Source organism: Achromobacter sp. HNDS-1 (assembly GCF_040084795.1).
GTDB classification, from domain to species: Bacteria; Pseudomonadota; Gammaproteobacteria; order Burkholderiales; family Burkholderiaceae_B; genus Achromobacter; species Achromobacter ruhlandii.
Genome location: NZ_CP157584.1, coordinates 1,227,710 through 1,249,020, shown reverse-complemented (window position 1 = coordinate 1,249,020; position 21,311 = coordinate 1,227,710). Strand labels below are relative to the sequence as shown.

15 protein-coding genes are annotated in these 21,311 nt (G+C 68.0%); 4 read left to right on the top strand and 11 right to left on the bottom strand.

Annotated elements, in window-relative coordinates:
• Nucleotides 1-55 precede the first annotated feature (55 nt).
• On the bottom strand, nucleotides 56-577 hold the full coding sequence (locus ABFG95_RS05415; RefSeq protein WP_054417333.1) for a MarR family transcriptional regulator: 522 nt from the start codon (nucleotides 575-577) through the stop codon (nucleotides 56-58).
• A gap of 202 nt (nucleotides 578-779) precedes the next feature.
• Here ABFG95_RS05415 and ABFG95_RS05410 point away from each other — a divergent pair, with 202 nt between their 5' ends.
• Both ABFG95_RS05410 and ABFG95_RS05405 read left to right on the top strand, forming a co-directional pair.
• Nucleotides 780-1,754, top strand: coding sequence for a Bug family tripartite tricarboxylate transporter substrate binding protein (locus tag ABFG95_RS05410; RefSeq protein ID WP_238908412.1), 975 nt, complete (start codon nucleotides 780-782; stop codon nucleotides 1,752-1,754).
• Between the two features lie 10 nt (nucleotides 1,755-1,764).
• Nucleotides 1,765-3,333, top strand: coding sequence for a sulfatase-like hydrolase/transferase (locus ABFG95_RS05405; RefSeq protein ID WP_348995545.1), 1,569 nt, complete (start codon nucleotides 1,765-1,767; stop codon nucleotides 3,331-3,333).
• 54 nt (nucleotides 3,334-3,387) lie between these two features.
• Here the strand turns inward: ABFG95_RS05405 and ABFG95_RS05400 are convergent, their stop codons facing one another.
• The 10 genes from ABFG95_RS05400 to ABFG95_RS05355 form a co-directional block, all read right to left on the bottom strand.
• On the bottom strand, nucleotides 3,388-5,079 hold the full coding sequence (locus tag ABFG95_RS05400) for an AMP-binding protein (protein ID WP_059271890.1): 1,692 nt from the start codon (nucleotides 5,077-5,079) through the stop codon (nucleotides 3,388-3,390).
• Nucleotides 5,080-5,081: 2 nt separating this feature from the next.
• Nucleotides 5,082-5,678 carry a chalcone isomerase family protein gene (locus tag ABFG95_RS05395; RefSeq protein ID WP_049072955.1) on the bottom strand — a complete coding sequence of 199 codons (597 nt, stop codon included), beginning with the start codon at nucleotides 5,676-5,678 and terminating at the stop codon, nucleotides 5,082-5,084.
• Nucleotides 5,639-6,187, bottom strand: a complete 549-nt coding sequence (locus tag ABFG95_RS05390) for a DUF4442 domain-containing protein (protein WP_054417268.1) — start codon at nucleotides 6,185-6,187, stop codon at nucleotides 5,639-5,641. The genes ABFG95_RS05395 and ABFG95_RS05390 overlap by 40 nt, the downstream gene beginning before the upstream one ends.
• Before the next feature lie 18 nt (nucleotides 6,188-6,205).
• Nucleotides 6,206-7,405 carry an acetyl-CoA C-acyltransferase gene (locus ABFG95_RS05385; RefSeq protein WP_059271886.1) on the bottom strand — a complete coding sequence of 400 codons (1,200 nt, stop codon included), beginning with the start codon at nucleotides 7,403-7,405 and terminating at the stop codon, nucleotides 6,206-6,208.
• 143 nt (nucleotides 7,406-7,548) lie between these two features.
• Nucleotides 7,549-9,939, bottom strand: a complete 2,391-nt coding sequence (locus ABFG95_RS05380) for a 3-hydroxyacyl-CoA dehydrogenase/enoyl-CoA hydratase family protein (RefSeq protein ID WP_348995544.1) — start codon at nucleotides 9,937-9,939, stop codon at nucleotides 7,549-7,551.
• Between the two features lie 60 nt (nucleotides 9,940-9,999).
• A complete protein-coding gene (locus ABFG95_RS05375; RefSeq protein ID WP_175147138.1) occupies nucleotides 10,000-11,310 on the bottom strand; it encodes an outer membrane protein transport protein in 1,311 nt (436 codons plus the stop codon).
• 116 nt (nucleotides 11,311-11,426) lie between these two features.
• A complete protein-coding gene (locus tag ABFG95_RS05370; protein WP_348995543.1) occupies nucleotides 11,427-13,361 on the bottom strand; it encodes a 3-hydroxyacyl-CoA dehydrogenase NAD-binding domain-containing protein in 1,935 nt (644 codons plus the stop codon).
• Complete coding sequence (locus ABFG95_RS05365; protein WP_348995542.1) at nucleotides 13,358-14,650, bottom strand: acetyl-CoA C-acetyltransferase; 1,293 nt, start codon at nucleotides 14,648-14,650, stop codon at nucleotides 13,358-13,360. The genes ABFG95_RS05370 and ABFG95_RS05365 overlap by 4 nt, the downstream gene beginning before the upstream one ends.
• Before the next feature lie 27 nt (nucleotides 14,651-14,677).
• Nucleotides 14,678-17,026: an acyl-CoA dehydrogenase gene (locus ABFG95_RS05360; protein ID WP_348995541.1), complete on the bottom strand. Its 2,349-nt coding sequence runs from the start codon at nucleotides 17,024-17,026 to the stop codon at nucleotides 14,678-14,680.
• Nucleotides 17,027-17,084: 58 nt separating this feature from the next.
• Complete coding sequence (locus ABFG95_RS05355; RefSeq protein ID WP_049072963.1) at nucleotides 17,085-17,756, bottom strand: TetR family transcriptional regulator; 672 nt, start codon at nucleotides 17,754-17,756, stop codon at nucleotides 17,085-17,087.
• Between the two features lie 355 nt (nucleotides 17,757-18,111).
• On the opposite strand from ABFG95_RS05355, the gene ABFG95_RS05350 reads away from it, so the two are divergent.
• Both ABFG95_RS05350 and ABFG95_RS05345 read left to right on the top strand, forming a co-directional pair.
• Entirely contained in the window at nucleotides 18,112-19,716 is a 1,605-nt protein-coding gene (locus ABFG95_RS05350) for a hypothetical protein (protein ID WP_175146596.1), read from the top strand.
• Between the two features lie 564 nt (nucleotides 19,717-20,280).
• The gene (locus ABFG95_RS05345; protein ID WP_348995539.1) at nucleotides 20,281-21,030 is read left to right on the top strand and encodes a response regulator transcription factor; all 750 of its coding nucleotides are present in this window, start codon (nucleotides 20,281-20,283) and stop codon (nucleotides 21,028-21,030) included.
• The last annotated feature ends 281 nt before the right edge of the window (nucleotides 21,031-21,311 follow it).

Sequence of the window (21,311 nt, the reverse complement as noted above, 5' to 3'; positions counted from 1 at the left end):
GAGGCCGCCCAAGCGTATCAGGGTAACCCCTTAAAAATAAAGGGGCTGCGCGCCGTCATCCGTATTGCGCGCGCCGCGTTCCGCCCTCGCGCCGGCTGGCCTTGTCGGTGATGAGGTTGTCCCGCGCCATGCGCTGGCCGCGCCCGGCGATGCGGGTCAGCAGGTCGCGCAGCAGGGCGACCTCGGCGGCATCCAGGTCCTGCACCAGCAGGTCGTTCAGGCGCATGACCTCCGGCAGCAGGGCGTGGTAGCGGTCCAGGCCCTCGTCGGTGGCCTCGATGCGCACCACGCGCCGGTCGGCGCTGTCGGGCAGGCGCCGCAGCCAGCCTTTCTCGCACAGGGACCCAAGGGTGCGCGAGGTGCGCGCCAGGTCGAGCCTGGCGGCCGCGGCCAGTTCGGCCGAGGTCATGATGCCGCCCTCGACCGCGCAGGCCAGCAGGCGCCATTCGCGCCGGGTGATGCCGAAGCGGCCTTCGCACAGCCGCACGAAGACGGGGTTGGACTGCGCCCAGGCCTGGTACAGCTGGTACATCAGCATTCCGGCCAGGGGGTGTTCGACGGGATCTTGCGGGGGCATGGTCGTCTCCTGCCAACGGCGCGCCGCGTCCATGGCGTGGCGCATATCGTTATGGCGAGTATTGGCAGTTCATATCGTTATGGCAAGTACTGGATTAGATCAAGCAATCTTCACGGCGCTACAGTCGTCTCGCCTATCCAGGCCCAGGCCCGGCATGCGCAAACATAACCGACAGCGGGCCGTTGTCACCAGGGAGACTACCGTGCGTAATTGGATATCCTGCGCCGCGTTCGCGGCGCTCGCGGCGGCTTCGGCCGCGCCTGCCTGTGCCCAGCAGGCGCCGCTGGACGGCGCCCTGACCATCGTGGTGGGCTATCCGCCGGGCGGCAGTTCCGACCGCATCGCGCGGCTGGTGGCCGACCGCCTGAAGGACCGGCTGGGCGTGACCGTGGTGGTCGAAAACAAGACCGGGGCCGGCGGCCGCATCGCGGCCCAGGGCCTGCATGCGCTGGCGACGCGGCAGAACGTGCTGATGCTGGCCAATCCGGCGGTGATGGTGGTGGCGCCGCTGGTCTACGCCGAACCCGGCTACGACGCCCGCCGCGATTTCCAGCCGGTGTCGCTGGTCAGCCGCTACAAGTTCGCATTGGCGGTGGCGGCCAATTCGCCCATCCGCGACGTGGCGGGGCTGCGCCAATGGCTGCGCGATAACCCGCGCCAGTTCTCGGTGGGCGTGCCGGCCACCGGCAGCCTGCCGCACTTCTTCGCGCTGATGCTGGGCCGCCAGATCGGCCAGGAGCCCGAGGTGGTGGGGTATCGCGGCTCGGCGCCGCTGATCTCCGAACTGATCGGCGGCGTGCTGCCGCAGGCGGTCGACACGCTGGACACGCTGCTGCCGCAGCACCGCGCCGGCAAGATCCGCATCCTGGCGACCTCGGGCGAGGCGCGCGATCCGCTGCTGGCGGAGGTGCCGACCTTCCGCGAGGCCGGCGTGGACCTGGCGGCCGACGGCTGGAACGCGTTCTTCGCCTCGTCGGCGATGGCGCCGGCCAAGGCCGCCCGGCTGGGCGAGGACATCGCCGCGGTGATGCGCGAGCCGGCCATGCAGCAGGCGGTGCGCGAGTCGTATCTGGAGCCGGTGACGGCGGATGCCGCCGCCACCGGGCGCGAGCTGGACGCCTACCGGGCCCAATGGGAGCCGGCGGTGAAGGCGTCCGGCTTCACGGCCACGCAATAGGCGGGCGACGATGAGCACGGTGCAGAATGTGTTGTTCATCATGGCCGACCAGCTGCGGGCGGATCACCTGAGCTGCTATGGCCATCCCTATTTGCAGACGCCCAGCCTGGACGCGCTGGCCGCGCGCGGCGCGCGCTTCGACCGCGCCTTCGTCAATTCCGGCGTGTGCGGCCCGTCGCGCATGAGCTATTACACGGGGCGCTATCCGTCGCGCCACGGCGCCACCTGGAACCGGGTGCCGCTGTCGGTCAACGAGATCACGCTGGGCGAGTACCTGGCGGGACAGGGGCGCGACCTGGCGCTGGCGGGCAAGACCCACGTCATTCCCGACCGCGCCGGCATGGAGCGCCTGTCGATCGACGGCGGCTCCGAGCTGGGCGCGCTGCTGTCGCGCGGTGGCTTCATCGAGGTCGATCGCTACGACGGCCACCACGAACCGGGCAAGGAAAGCGGCTACCCCGCGTTCCTGCGCAGCCAGGGCTACGACAGCGCCGACCCCTGGACCGACTACGTCATCGCCGGCGTCGATGCGCACGGCCAGGTGGTCAGCGGCTGGAACATGCGCAACGTGCACCTGCCGTCGCGGGTGGCCGAGCCGCATTCCGAAACCGCCTACATGACCGACCAGGCGCTGCGCTTCATGCAGCAGCGCGGCGGCCAGCCCTGGGTGCTGCACCTGAGCTACGTCAAGCCGCACTGGCCCTACATGGCGCCGGCGCCCTACCATCAGCGCTACACGGCCGACCAGTGCCTGCCGGTGCGGCGCAACCGCGAGGAACTGGCCGGCGCGCATCCGGTGGTGGCGGCCTACCGCCAGCACGAGGAAAGCGTCAGCTTCTCGACCGATGAATGCGTGCGCGTGGTGCGTCCGGCCTACCAGGGCCTGATCCGCCAGCTCGACGACCACCTGGGGCGGCTGTTCGACTACATGGAAGGCGCGGGCCTGATGCGCAACACGCTGATCGTGTTCACGGCGGATCACGGCGACTTCCTGGGCGACCACTGGCTGGGCGAGAAGGAACTGTTCTACGACACCGTGCAGCGCGTGCCGTTCATCGTGATGGACCCGTCGGCCGAGGCCGATGCGACGCGCGGCCAGGCGCTGGCGGACATGGTGGAAAGCGTGGATCTGGTGCCGACGGTGCTGCGCGCGCTGCAGGCGCCGCGCCCGTGGCACCGGCTCGAAGGGCGCGAATTGCAGACCGTGCTGCACGGCCGTGGCGCCGAGGATCCCTGGCGTGACTGCGTGTTTTCGGAGCTGGACTACAGCTTCCGCCAGGCGCGCATCCTGCGCGGCAAGACGCCGCAGAATGCGCGCGCCTGGTCGGTGCGCACCGACCGCTGGCGCTACGTGTACTGGCTGGACGAACCCGAGCAGCTGTACGACCTGCAGGCCGATCCCGACGAGTTCCAGGACCTGGGCGCCAGCGCCGCGCATGCGGCGGTGCGGTCGCAACTGCGCGAGCGCCTGCTGGATTGGATGCTGCGTGGCAAGCGCCGCACCACCCTGAGCGACGCGGCGGTGGAGCAGGGCACCAACGCGCACAAGCGCGCCGGGGTGTTCTTCGGGCAGTGGTGAAAGACCCTGGGCGGCGGCGCGGGCGGATCGCCCGTCGCCGCGCCCGTGTCGGCATCAGGCGCCCGCGGTGTCCTTCTGCGGCGCCGCGGCGGCCGGCTTGAGTTCGCGCCGCAGGATCTTGCCGACGTTGGTGCGCGGCAGATCGTCGCGGAACTCGACGTAGCGCGGCACCTTGTAGCCGGTGAGCTGGGTGCGGCAATGCGCGATCAGCGTTTCGGCGTCCAGGTTGGGATCCTTGCGGATCACATACAGCTTGACCGCTTCGCCCGAGCGTTCATCGGGCACGCCGATGGCGGCCACCTCGCGCACGCCTGGATGCAGCGCCGCCGCGTCCTCGACCTCGTTGGGATAGACGTTGAAGCCGGACACCAGGATCATGTCCTTCTTGCGGTCGACCAGGAAGACGTAGCCGGCCTCGTCGACATAACCGATGTCGCCGGTGCGCAGGTAGCCGTCGGGCGTCATCACCAGCGCGGTCTCGTCGGGCCGGTTCCAGTAGCCCTGCGTCACCTGCGGGCCGCGCACGCAGATCTCGCCGCGTTCGCCCACGCCCAGCTCGCGCCCGTCGTCGTCGCGGATAGACAGGTCGGTCGACGGCACCGGCAGGCCGATCGAGCCGGTGAAGACCTGCACGTCGAGCGGATTGATGGTCACCGCCGGCGAGGTCTCGGTCAGGCCATAGGCCTGCGCCAGCGAGCGGCCGGTGACGGCCAGCCAGCGTTCGGCCACGGCGCGCTGCACCGCCATGCCGCCGCCCATGGTCAGCCGCAGGCGCGAGAAATCCAGTTTGGCGAAGTCCGGGTGGTTGAGCAGGGCGTTGAACAAGGTGTTGACGCCGGTGAAGGCGCTGAAGGGCACCTTGGCCATTTCCTTGATCAGCCCGCCAATGTCGCGCGGGTTGATGATCAGCAGGCTGCTGGCGCCGATCTTCATGAAGGCCAGGCAGTTCGCCGTGAGCGCGAAGATATGGTAGAGCGGCAGCGCCGTGACGATGCACTCCTCGCCTTCCTTGACCAGCGGCTTGATCCAGGCGTGGGCCTGGGTCACGTTGGCGGCCAGGTTGCCGTGGGTCAGCATGGCGGCCTTGGCCACGCCGGTGGTGCCGCCGGTGTATTGCAGGCAGGCCAGGTCGTCCTGGGTCAGGGCGACCTCCTCGAACGGCAGGTCGCGCCCTTCCCGCAACGCCGCGCCCAGGCGGATGGCGGTGGGGATCGACCAGGCCGGCACCATGCGCTTGACCCGCCGCACCACGAAGTCGACCAGGCGGCCCTTGAGCGGGCTGAGCAGTTCACCGATCGAGGTCACCAGCACTTTCTCGACCGGGGTGTCGGGCAGCGCCTTTTGCAGCGTGGCGGCGAAGTTGTCGGCCACCACGATGGCGCGCGCGCCGGCGTCGGCCAGCTGGTGCGCCAGTTCGTGCGCGGTGTAGAGCGGATTGCAGTTGACCACGGTGCAGCCGGCGCGCAGGGTGCCGAACAGGCACACCGGGTACTGCAGCAGGTTTGGCATCATCAGCGCCACCCGATCGCCCTTGCGCAGGCCGTTGGCGTGGAGCCACGCGGCGAAGTCGCGCGTCAGGCGGTCGAGTTCGGCGTAGGTCATGGTCTTGCCCATGCTCAGGTACGCCGGCTTGTCGGCGAAACGCCGGCAACTGTCCCGCGCGATCGAGACCAGCGTGGTGGCGCTGTCCAGTTCGATGTCCTTGGGGATGCCCGGAGGGTAGCTTTTCTGCCAGATTCGTTCCATCTTCAAGGGGCTCCCAACAGGGCTTTTTTCAGGGAGGACTGGGCCGGATCGTTGCCCAGCCAGACCCGCAGCAGCGCGCGGCCGAAGGCCGGGTCGTCGATGCGGCCGCGCTGCTTGCCGTTATCGGTGATGGTCACGCCGCGGGCGTCGAAGTCCAGGTCGATCACGTCGCCTTCGCGGGCCGAGCCGATCTCGGCCATCAGCGCCGACAGGCGCGCGGCGGACGGTTGCAGCGCGGCGAGTTCCTGTTTGGGCGTATTGTCGCGCAATCCTTCCTGCAGCGCCGCGTCCAGGCTCTTGCTATCGACATCCCGCAAGAGTTGCAGCCGCATGCGGCGCGGGTCGTTGCTGTTGATCAGGGTCGCGGCGTCCTGGCTCCTGGCGCTGGCATACAGCGCCGCCACATACACCTTGACCACGAACTTGGTGCGCAGGCCGGCGCCGTTCAGCACCAGCGCGTGGCCGCCTTCGGACAACTGCGCGGGGAGGCGCACGCCGGCCACGTCCATGTCGGCGGCCAGCGCGGGGGCGGCCGTCAGGCAGGCGGCCAGGACCAGGCTCAGGGCGGCGGCGCGCCCTCCGGGGATGATGTCACGCATGGGTCTCCTCCAGTCGTTTTCTGCTTGTAGTACTTCTTGTCGGCGATGTAGATCGTGCGTTCCACGACGGCATAGACGACGCCGTCCTTGTCCTTCAATTCCACGGTGTAGGTCCGGGTGGTCTCGTGGTCACGCGCAAGAATCCTGCGTATGTCCGCGATTTCTCCCGGCGGCAGCCGGAAGTCCACATACAGCGTGGTATAGGCGGGCTTGCGGTAGCGGATGGATGCCGCCTTGTCCCACACGATGTGGTCCGCGCCCAGCGCCGCCATCAGCATGGTGGGATGGGCGCCGTCGGTCACCGCGAACAGCGAGCCGCCGTACATCGAGCCCACGATGTTGCGCGTGCGCCGCAGCAAGGGCAGCTTGATGCGGATGTGCTGGAAATCGTGCGACACGTGCAACACCCGGCCGCCGGTGGCGCGGAACGCCGGGTGCAGGTTGAATCCCACCCGCATCAGGCGCGCGCGCCAGGCCGGCGACAGGCGTTTGAACCAATAGGGCTTCACCGCTTTACATAGCCTCGGTTACATGGCTTCGAACAGGCCGGCCGCGCCCATGCCGGTGCCGATGCACATCGTCACCATGCCGTACTTGCCGCCGGTGCGGCGCAAGCCGTGCATCAGCGTGGCGGTGCGGATCGCGCCGGTCGCGCCCAGCGGATGGCCCAGCGCGATGGCGCCGCCCAGCGGGTTGATCTTGGACGGATCGAGCTTGAGTTCGCGGATCACCGCCAGCGATTGCGCGGCGAAGGCCTCATTCAGTTCGATCCAGTCCAGGTCGTCCTGGGCGATGCCGGCGCGCGCCAGCACCTTGGGAATGGCGGCCATGGGGCCGATGCCCATGACTTCCGGCGGCACGCCGGCCACCGAGTAGCTGACGAAGCGCGCGAGCGGGCTGAGGTTGAATTCGCGCAGCACCCGCTCGGACACCAGCACCACCGCGGCGGCGCCGTCGGACATCTGCGAGCTGTTGCCGGCGGTGACGCTGCCGCGCGCGGCGAATACGGGCTTGAGCCGCGCCAGTCCCTCGGCGCTGCTGTCGGGGCGCGGGCCTTCATCGACTTCGACCAGGCGCCGGGTCTCGCGCACCTCGCCCTTGGATCCGCCAGGCAGTCGCGTCACCACCTCGAACGGCGTGGTCTCGGCGCGGAAGTGGCCGGCGGCGATGGCGGCGTTGGCCTTCTGCTGCGAGGCCAGCGCGAAGGCGTCCTGGTCTTCGCGCGATACTTTCCATTGCTCGGCCACTTTCTCGCCGGTCAGGCCCATGCCGAAGGCCATGCCGACGTTCTCGGGGTGCGAGAAGATGGCCGGGTTGAGCGACACCTTGTTGCCCATGATCTGCGGCATGGCGCTCATGGACTCGGTGCCCGAGCCGATCATGATGTCGACCTCGCCGCTGCGGATGCGCGCGGCGGCGTCGGCCACCGCCTGCAGCCCGGAGGCGCAGAAGCGGTTGACGGTGACGCCGGCCACGCTCTGCGGCAGGCCGGCCAGCAGCAGGCCGATGCGCGCCACGTTCATGCCCTGTTCGGCTTCCGGCATGGCGCAGCCGGTGATGACATCGTCGATGCGCGCCGGATCGAGCCACGGCGTCTGCTTCAACACGCCCTGCAGCGCCGCCGCCAGCATGTCGTCGGGCCGGGTGGTGGCATACACCCCATTGCGCTTGCCCACCGGCAGCCGCGTCGCCGCAACGATGTAAGCCTCTTGAATCTGCTTGCTCATATCATTTCCTCGTATCCATAACGATCACCCTCTATGCACACCACGGTCCCCCACAAGCGGGGCCGCGCGGATCCGGCTTCGCCGGTCCGCCACCGGCGTCCCCCTGGGGGGGAAGCGCCGCAGGCGCTTCGGGGGGGGGACTATCAGTTCCGCAGTGGCTTGCCCGTGTCCAGGGTGTGGCGGATGCGCGCCTGGGTCTCGGGCGTGCGCAGCAGCGCCACGAACTCCTTGCGCTCGACCGCCAGGAGCCATTCCTCGTCGACCTTGGCGCCCGTCTCGACCTCGCCGCCGCACAGCGCCACCGCGGCGCTGCGGGCCACGCGGTAGTCGTGGGCGCTGATCGTGCCGCCCTCGCGCATGTTGACCAGCACCATCTCGAAGTTGGCGATGCCGTTGCGGCCGGCCACCGGCACGCCCTGCAGGCGCGGCGGCGGCACGTAGCCGGCGGTGGCGGCGGCGCGCGCCTGGCCGATGGCCACGAACAGCAGCTCGCCAGGATGGAACAGCACGATGTCCTGTTCGCGCGCGAAGCCCAGGTCGACAGCCTCGATGGCGCTCTTGGCGACCCGCGCCATGGCGATGGTCTGGAACACCGGCTGCAGGAAGGGGAACACCTCGCCGGGCGTGGCGGTCTTTGCCGCCAGCGCCGCGGCGCGGCCGGCGAATTCCTTGCTGCCGCCGCCGGCCGGGATCAGGCCGACGCCGGCCTCGACCAGGCCGATGTAGCTTTCCAGCGCCAGCACGCGGTGCGAGGCGTGCATCAGGAATTCGCAGCCGCCGCCCAGCGCCATGCCCTGCACGGCCGCCACGGTGGGGATCTGCGCGTACTTGAAGGACTGCGAGGTGCGCTGGAATTTTTCGACGGTGGCTTCCAGCATGTCCCACTGGCCGGCGGCGCAGGCTTCCGACACCTGTTGCAGGTTGGCGCCCACGGCGAACGGCGCGTCATGCCAGATCACCAGCCCGTCGAAGTCCCGCTCGGCGCGGGCCACGGCCTGCAGGATGCCTTCGAGCACCTCGGCGCCCAGCGTGTGGTTCTTGGACGTGACCGACAGGATGGCGATGCCGGCGTCGACCTCGGGCAGGTTCCACAGGCGCACGCCTTCGTTTTCCCAGACCGTGGTGCCGCGGTCGTCGGGGCCTTCGCCGAACACGCGCTCGGGGAACAGCTGGCGCTGGTAGACCGGCAGCGCCGAACGTGGATGCAGCTTGCCGCTGCGCGCGGAATACGAGCCCGCGGGCGTGTGTACCCCCTGGCGCTCGGGCTCCAGGGCCCAGGCGGGCAGCGGCGCGTCGCTCATGGCGCGGCCGGCGGCGATGTCCTCGGCCACGGCGCGGGCGATGGCCTGCCAGCCGGCGGCCTGCCAGGTCTCGAACGGGCCCTGGGCCCAGCCGAAGCCCCAGCGCATGGCCAGGTCCAGGTCGCGGGCGTTGTCGGCCACCTGGCCGAGCTGCACCGCGCTGTAGTGGAAGATGTCGCGGAACAGGCTCCACAGGAACTGGGCCTGCGGATGGTCGCTGGCGCGCAGCGCGGCGAAGCGCTTGGCCGGATCGCGTTCTTTCAGGAGCGCGGCGACCTCGTCGGCGAGCTTGCCGGCGCTGGGGCGGTAGTCCTGGGCCTGCAGGTCCAGCACCTGGATTTCGCGGCCCGCCTTGCGGTAGACGCCGGCGCCGCTTTTCTGGCCCAGCGCGCCCTTGGCGATCAGGGCCGACAGCCAGGCGGGCAGCGTGAAATAGCGGTGCCAGGGATCGTCCGGCAGGTTCTTGTCCATGGTGCCGACCACGTGGGCCAGCGTGTCCAGGCCGACCACGTCGGCGGTGCGGTAGGTGGCGCTCTTGGGACGGCCGATCTTGGGGCCGGTGAGGGCGTCGACCTCGTCGAAGCCCAGGCCCAGGCGCTGAGTGTGGTGCATGGCGGCCAGGATCGAGAACACGCCGATGCGGTTGGCCACGAAGTTGGGCGTGTCGAGCGCGCGGATCACGCCCTTGCCCAGCGTGGAGGTCAGCCAGGTTTCGAGCTGGTCCAGCACCGGCGCCTGGGTGTGCGCGGTGGCGATGATTTCCACCAGGCGCATGTAGCGCGGCGGATTGAAGAAATGGATGCCGCAGAAGCGGTCGCGCAGCGCGGCCGGCAGGGCGTTGGCCAGCGCGTCGATCGACAGGCCGGAGGTATTGGAGGCGATGATGGCGCCGGGCGCGACGTGCGGCGCGATGCGCTCGTACAGCGCGGTCTTCCAGTCCATGCGCTCGGCGATGGCTTCGATGATCAGGTCGCAGCCGCGCAGCTGTTCGATATGGTCGTCGTAGTTGGCCGGGGTGATCAGGGCCAGGCGGGCGGGGCTGGCCAGCGGCGCGGGCTCCAGCTTCTTCAGGCCGGCCAGGGCTTTCTTGACGATGCCGTTGCGGTCGCCTTCGGGCGCGGCAAGGTCGAACAGCGTGACGGGCACGCCGGCGTTGGCCAGGTGGGCGGCGATCTGCGCGCCCATGACGCCGGCACCCAGCACGGCGACGTGTTTGACGACGAACTTGCTCAAGGAAGTCTCCTGAAAATGCGGGCGGAAGACGGGGCCGGCCCGTCATCCGCCCCGGCAGGGCTAGAAGCGGGACGACAGTTGCAGGCCGAAGATGTGGCCGCTGCTGTCATAGGTGCCCGCGACGCGGCCCTTGGTCAGCTGGTTGCCGGACGTGGTGTCGATGTCCGTCTTGCGCAGGTAGAGATAGGTATAGCCCAGATCGAGCGTGGTGCTCTTGGTGGCCTGCCATTGCACGCCCGTCGAGAACCAGTAGCGGTCGTTGTCGGGCAGCGAGGTCGGACGGTCCTCGGCCTTGTGGACCGGCGACTGGTCGTAGGCCAGGCCGAACTTCCACTTCCAGTCGGGCGCGAACTTGTAGGACGTGCCCACGGCGATGCGCCACGTGTCGCGGAAGTTCAGCGGCAGGTCGTCATCGCGCGCGCCGGTGCCGGAGTTGCGGATCTTCAGGTCGGGGATGCTGCTCCAGCCGGTCCAGGAGATGTCGCCCAGCAGTTCCCACTTCTCGTTGAGCTGGTGGGTGGCGCTCAGGATCAGGGTGTCGGGCAGGTCGACCGAGGCCTTGGCGTCGAACGAGACCGACTGGCGGGTTGGGCCGATGTTGTCGATATCGGTGTCGCCCTTGGCGGTGTGCTTGATCTTGGAGCGGTACGACAGGCCGATGCGGGTGTCTTCGGTGGGTTGCAGCATGAAGCCCACGTTCCAGCCCCAGGCGTCGCCCTTCAGGTTGAGGTCGGCGTCGCCGTTGGTGAAGACGGTGCGGCCGCCGGGCAGGGCCACGGGCACCACGGTCTTCTTCTTGTAGGTGGCGTCGATGTGCTGCCAGTTGACGCCGAAGCCCATCGAGAACTTGTCGTTGACCTTGTAGGCGATCGACGGGTTGATGTTGATGGTCTTGATCTCGAACTTGTTCGAGTGGTATTGGCCTTCCCAGCCCTTGTCGTATTCGGTCATCAGGCCGAACGGCGCGCCGATGCCCAGGCCGATGAACCACTGGTCGCTCAGTTGCCACGAGCCGTACAGGTTGGGCACGACGCCCAGGTTGCCGGCATCGCCGCCGTCGCCGCCGGTGGGGCGGGTGCCGCCCAGCGCCGTCGGATTGCGGCTGTTGCCGTTGTCCGAGAACTTGAACGAGGGCTTGATCAGATTGACGCCACCCGAGACATTGATGCCCGGCAGGTAGGTCATGCCCGCCGGGTTGTAGTAGATGATGCTGGCGTTTTCCGGATTTGCCGCCGAGCCCGCGTAGGCGTTGCCCAGGCCGCTGGCATTCTGCTCAAGGAGCTGAAAGCCGGCGCCGTGGGCGGCGCTGGTGGCGCCCAGGCCGACCACAATGGCGGACAGGGTGCTCAGGGACAATGAACGTCTGCTCATGGTACTGCCTCCTCATGTTGGATAGGTATGTCTCTATGGCACTGCCGGTCTCGTCGTCCCGGTCTATCCGGCTCAAGGGGGTCCAGGCCGGTTTGGTTTGTTGACGCGTTACTGCGCTAGGCACTGCGACTGCTCTGGTAATGCAGGGGTCCGCCCGTGAACGGCGCGAACCCGGTTCCGAAAATCACGCCGGCGTCGGCCAGGTCGGCGTCGGCCACCACGCCGGCCTCGACCCGCTCGCGGGTGGCATCGACCAAAGGCTGGATCAGGCGCTCGGCCAGGCCGGCCGGCGCCTGCGCGCCGCCCTGGCCGTCCTTGACCGGTTTGCCGTCGCGCCAGGTGTAGAAGCCGCGGCCGCTCTTCTTGCCCAGGTCGCCGCGCGCCAGCTTCTCGGCCAGGCAGCGCGGCGGCTCGGCGCCGCCAGCCAGTTCCTGCCCCGCCGCGCGGGCGATGTCCAGGCCGACGGTGTCGGCCAGCTCGAGCGGGCCCATCGGCATGCCGAATGCCACCATGGCCGCGTCCACGGCGGCGGGCGATAGACCGTCGTCGATATTTCGCATGGCCTGAAGCATATACGGTGCCAGCACCGCATTGACCAGAAAACCGGGGGCGCTACGCACGGGCAAGGCCAATTTTCCAATCTGTCCTACAAAGGCGTTGGCGCGCGCCAGCGTTTGCGCGGCAGTGCCGTCCGCATGCACGACTTCCACCAGCGGCATCTTGGCCACGGGGTTGAAGAAGTGGATGCCGATCAGCCGTTCGGGGCGGGCCAGCCCGGCGCTCAGCGTTTCCAGCGACAGGCTGGAGGTGTTGGTGGCCAGCAGCGCGTCGGCCTTCATGCGCGGCTCCAGCGATTGGTACAGCCCGCGCTTGGCCTCCGGGTTCTCGCTGATGGCCTCGATCACCACGTCGGCCAGCGGCACGCCGCCGCCGGCGGGGTCGGGCATCAGCCGGTCGAAGGCGGCCCGCGCCGCGCGGCGATCCTTCAGGCGGCGCGAGAACAGCGTCGCGGCGCGCTTGATGGCGGGCGCGATGCGGGCCATGTCCTGGTCCTGCAGCGTCACGGTCAGGCCCTTGAGCGCGCACCAGGCGGCGATGTCGCCGCCCATCACACCCGCGCCGACCACGTGCACGTGGCGCACCGGCGCGATGCCGGGCTGGCGGCCGTTGGCCTTCAGTCGCTCCTGCAGCCGGAACACGCGCAGCAGGTTGCGGGCGGTGTCCGAGGCGATGATGGCATCGATCAGCGCCGGCGCCTGCAAGGCGTTGCCGCCGTGCCTTTCCCAGAGTTCGATGATGGCGGGCGCGGCCGGGTAGTGGCCCAGCGGATCCTTGGCGGCGACCTGCTTGCGGGCGCGCTTGGCGGCCACCGCCTTGAGCGGCCAGCGGTTCAGCCATGCGCCCAGGCCGCGCGCGCGGCGCGGCGGCTTGCCCGACAGCACCATGCCGCGCGCCGCCGCCTGCAGCAGGCGGGTTGGCACGCGCGCGTCCACCAGGCCCAGCGCGGCCGCGCGGCGCGCGTCGGCGCCGCGGCCGGTCAGCATCATGTCGAGCGCGGCCGGCGCGCCGATGACGGCGGGCAGGCGCAGCATGCCGCCCCAGCCGGGAAAGATGCCCAGCATCACTTCCGGCAGCGCCAGCGAGGCGCCGGGCGCGTCCTCCACCAGCCGGTAGCGGCAGGCCAGCGCCAGTTCCAGGCCGCCGCCCAGGCAGTGGCCCTGGATCAGCGCCAGCGTCGGATAGCGCACCGCCGCCAGGCGGTTGAACAGGTTCCAGCCGCGCGCCACCAGGGCGCGGCCCTGTTCCGGCGTGTTCAGTTCGGCGAATTCGTTGACGTCGGCGCCGACGATGAAGCCGGTCGGCTTGCCCGAGCGGATCACCAGGCCCTTGGGCGGCTGCGCGTCGAGCGCGTCCAGCACCGTCGCCAGTTCCGCCATGGTGTCGGCGGACAGCGCGTTGACGGCGCTGGCGGCGCGGTCGAACGTCAGCCACGCCAGGCCGTCGGCGTCGCGCTCCAGGCGCCAGTGCGAGAGCGTCTCCAGCGTGTTCATGGGCGGTCCTCCAGGGTTTCGACCAGCATGGCGCCACCCAGGCCGCCGCCGATGCAGATGGCGGCCATGCCGCGGCGCGCGCCGCGACGCTTGAGCGCCTCCAGCAGGTGCAGCACGATGCGGGCGCCCGATGCGCCCACCGGATGGCCGATGGCGATGGCGCCGCCGTCCACGTTCAGGCGCGCCGGATCGAGCTCGCCCCATGCGGGCGTGCCGAAGTGTTCCTGGCAATAGGCCTCGTCCCGCCAGGCCGCCAGGCAGCCCAGCACCTGGGCGGCGAAGGCTTCGTTGATCTCCCACAAGTCCAGGTCATTGAGGCCGAGTCCGTGGCGTTGCAGGATCGGGGTGGCGGCATGCACCGGCCCCAGGCCCATCATGGCCGGATCGAGGCCGGCCCACTGGCTGTCGATGATGCGGCCCAGCGGCCGCAGGTTCCAGCGCCGCACCGCTTCCTCGGAGGCCATCACCAGCATCGCCGCGCCGTCGGTGACCTGCGAGCTGTTGCCGGCGGTGATGTTGCCCCAGGGCTTGTCGAACACCGGCTTGAGCTTGGCCAGCTTTTCAGGCGTGGAGTCCTCGCGCACGCCGTCGTCGTCCGGGTACAGCTTGCCCTGCGTGTCGATCAGCGGCGTGATCTCGGTGAAGGCGCCGTTGGCGCGCCCGGCCAGCGCGCGCGCGTGGCTCTGCGCCGAATAGGCGTCCATGGCCTGGCGGCTGATGCCGAAGCGGGTGGCGACGTTCTCGGCGGTCTGGCCCATCGACAGGCCCACCACCGGGTCGGTCAGGCCCTTGAGCAGGCCGATGACCGGCGCCAGGTGGCGCAGGCGCAGGCGGCCGAGCGTGGCGAGCTTGGCGCCGACGCCGCGGGCCGCGTACCAGTTGGCCAGCCAGCGCACCATGTCGTCCGAGAACAGCACCGGCGCGCGCGACAGGGCGTCCGTGCCGCCGGCCAGCACCAGCTGCGAGCGGCCGGTCTGGATGTTGGCGATGGCGGAATCCAGCGCCTGCATGCCCGAGGCGCAGTTGCGCATCACCGTCCAGCCGGGCACCTTGTTGCCGCACCCCAGGCGCAGCGCGATCACGCGGCCGATGTTGACCTCGTCGGCCGACGGCGCGGCGCAGCCGACGATGACTTCGTCCAGGTCGGTGGGGGCGTAGGGTTGGCGCAGCAACAGGCCGCGCCCGGCCTGCACGGCCAGGTCGCCGGCCGCGAACGGGCCGGGGCCCGAACGCGCCTTCAGGAAGGGCGTGCGGGCACCGTCGACCACGTATACCGGTTTGAATGCCATCCGATCTCCTTGGTGTGTGGACGGGCCTCAGGCTGCCTTGCGTTCGCTGACCGGCTTGACCGCGCCGGTGGCGCCGAGGTCAAAGGGGAAATCATCCACTTTCACCACGGTATCGCGCAAGGTATTGCGGCGCTTGACCACCGCATATTCTTCGGCGGTGATGCCGCCGGCGGCAAAGACGGCGTCGGCCAGGTCGCGCACGTTGGCCTGCGGATTGCCTTCGAGTGTGCCGCGCTTCTCGAACTCGCGGATCTTCGATTCGATCGGCTCGGCCTCCAGCGTGGCGGCCAGCGCCAGCTCGATCGCGCCGACCGGTTCGTCGGCGGTGGCGGGCAGGTGGCAGCCGGCGGTCAGGCGGTCGCGGGTCGCGCCCGGGTTGATCAGCAGCCGCGCCACGTCCTGGCCCAGTTGGTCGGACGGCAGCGACTGCGGCCGGCCCCAAGGGAAGACGATGCGGCGCAGGCTCCACGCCACCACGCGGTTGGGATAGTTTTCCAGCACGCCGTCGATGGCGTCCTGCAGGCGGAACAGCGCGTCCTGCACCGACCAGTGCACCAGCGGCGCGTCGGCGCCCTGGCGGCCCTCGTCCTCGAAGCGCTTGAGCGCGGCGCTGGCCAGGTACATCTGCGACAGGATGTCGCCCAGGCGCGCCGACAGGCGTTCGCGGCGCTTGAGGCTGCCGCCCAGCACCAGCATCGAGGTGTCGGCCAGCAGCGCGAAAGCGGCCGAATAGCGGCTCAGCAACTGGTAGTAGCGCTTCATTTCGGGCGCGACGTCGGCGTCGATGCCGATGAAGCGTCCGCCGGTCAGGGCGGTGCCCAGCGCGCGCAGCTTGTTGCGCGCGACAAAGCCGACGTGGCCCCAGAAGGCCTGGTCGAAATCGATCAGGCCCTGCCTGCGGTCGGACGACTGCGCCGCGCGCATCTCGGCCAGCACGTAGGGATGGCAGCGGATCGCGCCCTGGCCGAAGATGATCAGGCTGCGGGTCAGGATGTTGGCGCCTTCCACGGTGATGCCGATGGGAATCTGCTGGTAGGCGCGGCCCAGGAAGTTGGACGGTCCCAGGCAGATGCCCTTGCCGCCGATCACGTCCATGCCGTCGTTGACGACCTGGCGCGCGCGCTCGGTGACGTGGTACTTGACGATGGCCGATACCACCGAGGGCTTTTCTCCCAGGTCGACGGCGCCGGCGGTCATGCTGCGCGCGGCGTCCATCATGTAGGTGTGGCCGCCGATGCGGGCCAGCGCCTCCTCGACTCCTTCGAACTTGCCGACCGGGGTGCGGAACTGGCTGCGCACGCGGGCGTAGCCGCCGACGGCGCGCGCGGTCAGCTTGGACATGCCGGTGTTGGACGATGGCAGCGAGATCGAGCGGCCGGCCGCCAGGCATTCCATCAGCATGCGCCAGCCCTGGCCGGCCATGGCCGGGCCGCCGATGATGAAGTCCAGCGGCATGAAGACGTCGTGGCCGCGGGTCGGGCCGTTCATGAACATCGCATTCAGCGGGAAGTGGCGGCGGCCGGTGTCCACGCCGGGATGGTCGTGCGGCACCAGCGCGCAGGTGATGCCCAGGTCTTTCTTGCCGCCCAGCAGGCCGTCCGGGTCGTACAGGCGGAAGGCCAGGCCCAGCAGCGTGCAGACCGGCGCCAGCGTGATGTAGCGCTTGTCCCAGCTGACGCGCATGCCGATCACTTCGCGGCCCTGCCATTCGCCCTTGCAGACGATGCCGCTGTCGGGGATGGCGGCGGCGTCGGAACCGGCCCACGGGCTGGTCAGCGCGAAGGCCGGCACTTCCTCGCCGCGCGCCAGGCGCGGCAGGTAGTGGTTCTTCTGTTCATCGGTGCCGTAGTGCAGCAGCAGCTCGGCCGGGCCGAGCGAGTTGGGCACCATCACCGACACCGCCAGCGCCGACGAGCGCGTCGACAGCTTGGTCACGATCTCGGAGTGGGCGTAGGCCGAGAAGGCCAGGCCGCCGTATTCCTTGGGGATGATCATGCCCAGGAAGCCGCTGCGCTTGAGATAGTCCCAGACCTCGGCGGGCAGGTCGAAGCGTTCCTGCGTGATGTTCCAGTCGTTGACCATGCGGCAGGCCTCTTCGGCCTGGTGGTCCAGGAAGTGCTGTTCCTCGTCGGTCAGGCGAGGGCGCGGGTAGGCCAGCATGCGCTTCCAGTCGGGCCGGCCGCGGAACAGCTCGCCTTCCCACCAGACCGTGCCGGCCTCCAGGGCGTCGCGCTCGGTGTCCGACATCTGCGGCAGCACCTTGCGGTAGAGATTGAAGATCGGCGCCGACAGCAAGGCCCGCCTGAGCGGGCGCACGCCCAGCAGGACGGCGGCCAGCAGCGCGATGACGATCAGCGCGACGATGACTGCGTTCATTTCCTAGTCTCCTTTTTTGAATTCTCTGGAACCGCCGCGCCGCGCCGACCCTGGGGCCCTAGGTGACGGGGTGCTGCGGTAGGGGAGCGCGCAGGCCGCCGAGCAGGAAGCTCATCAGGCGGGGCAGCAGCAGCTCGGGGTTGTCGGGTTGCTCGGACTCGTCCAGCGTCCAGCCGGTCACCGAGCGCAACAGGTCGGTGCCGATGATGGCGTAGGAGGTGGCGCCGAGCATGAACTGGAAACGCCACACGATTTCGGCGCGCGGCACGTCGGGCAGGGCGGCGAACAAGGCATTGCGATAGCGCTCGAGCACGTCGGCGTATTCCTCGGCGAACAGGGCGCGGATGAAGCCGGCCGGGTCGGTCATGGTGCGTTCGAGCAGCGGCAGGAAGGTGCTTCCCGCCTGCTCCGGATCGGCCGCCAGCCGCAATAGCGTGCCGAAGAAGGCGTCGACGATCTGCGACGGCTTGAGCGGCTTGCCTTGGGCCTGGGCCTCGAGCTCGTCGAGCAGGCGCAGTCGTTCGCGATTCAGGACTTCCAGGCGCCGCTTGAGCACGGCCTGGACCAGCGATTCCTTGGAGCCGAAGTGATAGTTGACCGACGCCAGATTGACGCCCGCCGCGCCCGTGATCTGGCGCATGGACGTGCCGTCGTGGCCCTGTTGCGCAAACAGGGCTTCGGCGGTGTCCAGGATCGATTCGCGGGTGCTGGAGGATCTGAGTTCTTGCATTAGGTTGAATTCAAACGTTCGTTTGAAAACAGTATGCGTGAGCCGGTGCCAGGATGCGATAGTGGTTATCCCTAGCTGGTACGCATGAATCCCGAGACGGTCCGGATGACCGCCTCGTTCCTTTGCACGAGGGCCCGTGCGGTTGGCCGAGGAAGAAGCGTGGGTCTCGCCCAAACGGCGCTGCGCCGTTTGTCCTCGGACGAGCGCCCTAGGTTGAAAGCCGTCTGGAAGACCAAGCCAAAACGCCGCAGTATCAGCGCGAGGACTTGAAAGCGTGGCACCGTGGATGCGCCTGGCGAGCCCGATCGCCGTTCCGGTGCCGCGGCCAATTCGCCCAGACACAGGAGCAGGAGATATGAAGACCTACAGAGTGGGGCTGTTGCTGGATGGCACCGACCAGCCGGGGTGGATCCACGACATGGCCGAGTGGCTCGCGCGCAGCCAGGACTACGACCTGGCGGCGTTGCTGGTGATGGAAAAAACCGTTCCCGAGCCCCGCCTGGGCACGAAAGCACTGTTCGGCACGCTGTCGCGGCTGGAGTCGCGCCTGCTGCCGGCGCGCCAGCGGCAGATGCTGGCTTGCCGCGACATGCGCGACGGTCTGCCGCCTTCGACGCCAGTCCTGACGTTGCCGGACGATCCGCGCGACGCCGGCCGCGACGACGGCGTGGCGGCGCTCGGCCTGGACCTGGTGCTCGTGCTGGGCGCGCTGCCGCCACTACCGCCGTTGCGTGCGCGCATGGCGGATTGGGCGAGGCTGGGGGTTTGGCACGTGGGGTACTCCGACATCGCCGTCGCCACCAGCCGCTACGCTGGATTCTGGGAGGTCTACCAGCGCGAGGACCACACCACCGTCAAGCTGTGGCGGCTGGGCGCGGGCGAAGATGAGGATACGCTGCTGGACCAGCGCAGTTTCAACACCGAGGTGTTCTGGCTGAAGAACCAGACGCGGGCGTTCAGCCTGGGCAATTTCATGGTCTACGACGCGCTGCTGGCGCTGGCGCGCGCGCGGCCGGGCGTGGCGCCGCCCGGCATGCAGATCCTGAGCGGCCAGCGCCGCGATGATCCGGTCGAATGGGACAGCGCCGCCTATATTGCGCGCCAGGCGTGGTTAATGACGGATTTGATTGTGCGGCGCGTCATGGGACGCAATGTGCGATGGCGGATCGGTATGTTTCCGTCGGTCCGGCAGCAGGCGGTGGTATCGGAAGCGATGGTATTGCAGCCACCCAAGGGGCGATTCTTCGCCGACCCCTTTGTATATACGCGAGACAAAAATCCATATATATTTTTCGAAGACTACGATTTTAATTCGCGCAAGGGCACGATCTCGGTCGCAACCTACAAGGACGGGGCTTTCCGCCTGTTGGGGACGGCCTTGAACCTGCCCTATCATTTATCGTTTCCGTATATCTTTGAATACGAGGGCGTGACCTACATGGTCCCGGAAACCTGCGGAAATCGCAGCATAGAATTATGGAAATGCACCGAATTTCCGTTGAAATGGGAATTGGACATGACCCTGATGACCGATGTTTCCGCGGTCGATACCATTATATTCAAGCGTGGAGAATATTGGTGGCTATTAACCAATATCGACCGAACGGATGGCCAGAATCATTGCGATGAATTGTTTGCCTTTTTCGCCGATTCGCCGCGCTCGACCCAATGGACGCCACATGCCTGCAACCCCATCGTGCGCAATCCGATGCGGGCCCGCAACGCCGGAATCGTTGTCTCGCCTGCGGGAGAGGTGATCCGCTGCGCGCAGTACCAAGGCTTCTGCCACTACGGCAAGGGCGTCTCGCTCAACCGCATCGAGGAATTGTCGCCCTCCACCTATGTGGAGACGGATGGCGAAATCCACTACGCCAGTTTCCTGAGAAAACGTCATGCTTCAATGCACCATTGGCATCACCAGGGTGGGCATACGGTATTCGACTTCGCCTATATGGAGTAAATGACGCCGCAGTGATTGAAAATAAAAATGTTACCTATATTTCGATTGCGATTTCCCGGCCCGGGCTTAATGTGTCGATGGAAACATATAGACAAGCCTTTGCGCCAATCCGGCCTATCCGTGCGATCCGTGACAGCCCCCGCGGCCAGGCGCGACCTAACCTTTCAGCAGTCTGAACACGGCCCTTGCGGCCGGTGCCACGCTCTTGCGCCGTGCGGTGGGGGTACGATCGGAGCGGGGAGATCCTGGTAAAAACCCTAGCGGATGAATGGATGATGGCCCGCTCTCATCCGGATTTACGATGGTGATTAAGGCTAACGAATGATTTCTGTTTTTGTCGGATTATATCGCCACGCAACGTCTTGATTTTGCCAATTCCGAACCATAAGATGGGTTCATGCCATCCGTTATGTTGGCTACGAAAGTCTCCCAGCCCAAATGGCCCGGTGCAGCGTCATTAGATATTCCGGGATATTGCGGACCACCCCCGCGAGGGCTGGAAAAAAATAGTCTTCAGCACAGCGAAGATCCCTTCTAGGCCTGTTGAAAAACCGGGAGGACACCATGGCCAAGATGGTCCTGATTGAAGCCCATCCGCTCCTGCGGCTGGGGTTGTGGCAGATTCTGAGCAAGTTGGACGATGTGTGGGAAATCGAGGGGATGGGGCTGGCCGATGTCTCCAAGGCCAGTGGCGGGCATGCGGGCGCCGATCTGCTCATCTACGGCTTGCCCGTGGATAGCGAGGAAGCCTGGAGCACGTTGCACGAGATCCAGCGCGAGCTGAGTCCGAAGCGCATCCTGCTGCTGACGGATGTCATGCCGTTGCCCATGCCGGTGCAGGGCCTGCCCGGCGCCAGCGTCTACGGCTGCCTGATGAAGACGGCGTCGGTCGAAATCCTGGAAGCGGCGATCCGCCTGGTCATGGCGGGCGGGCAGTGCTTTCCCAGCGAACAGGCCTTGCAGGCGCCGGCGCAGGCAAGCTGCGCCTTGCCGGTGCGCGACCTGGACGATGGCGCGGGCAAGGGCGCCATGCCGGTCAGCGCCGGCGCCCAGTTGCTGCAGATCACACCGCGGCAATACGAAGTGCTGGTGCTGCTGGCGCGCGGCTATCCCATCAAGACGGTCAGCCGGATGCTGAACATCTCGGTCGCAACGGCCAAGACGCATGCCTGCACGCTCTACCAGCGCCTGCACGTCAAGAACAAGGGCGAGGCCGTTTACGCGGCGCTGCAACGGGGCGCCACGCTGGAATGGCACGAGCCGAACGGCCGCGACGCCGACGCCGGACAACTGTACGGCCGCAAGCTGGGTTAAGGGCGGGGCTGGCGCACCCCGCCATCCCTCCTAGGTCATACACACTGCAGCATCGACGGTCGCCGTGCCGCAGCATTCCTCCTCCAATCATCCTCCTGAACGAGATTCAGCGAAGGTAGCCGCTGATAGCATGGGTCGTGTCCACAAGCATGGGTTGAGATGGCGAATCACCAAGCGCGCCAGAGCGATGCCACGTAGTGGACGAGATTCCCGTGAGCCTGGCGAGGCGCTGGAACCGCCATTGCCGCCGTGCGCAGCCGTGCCATGGGAACCGTGTCTGG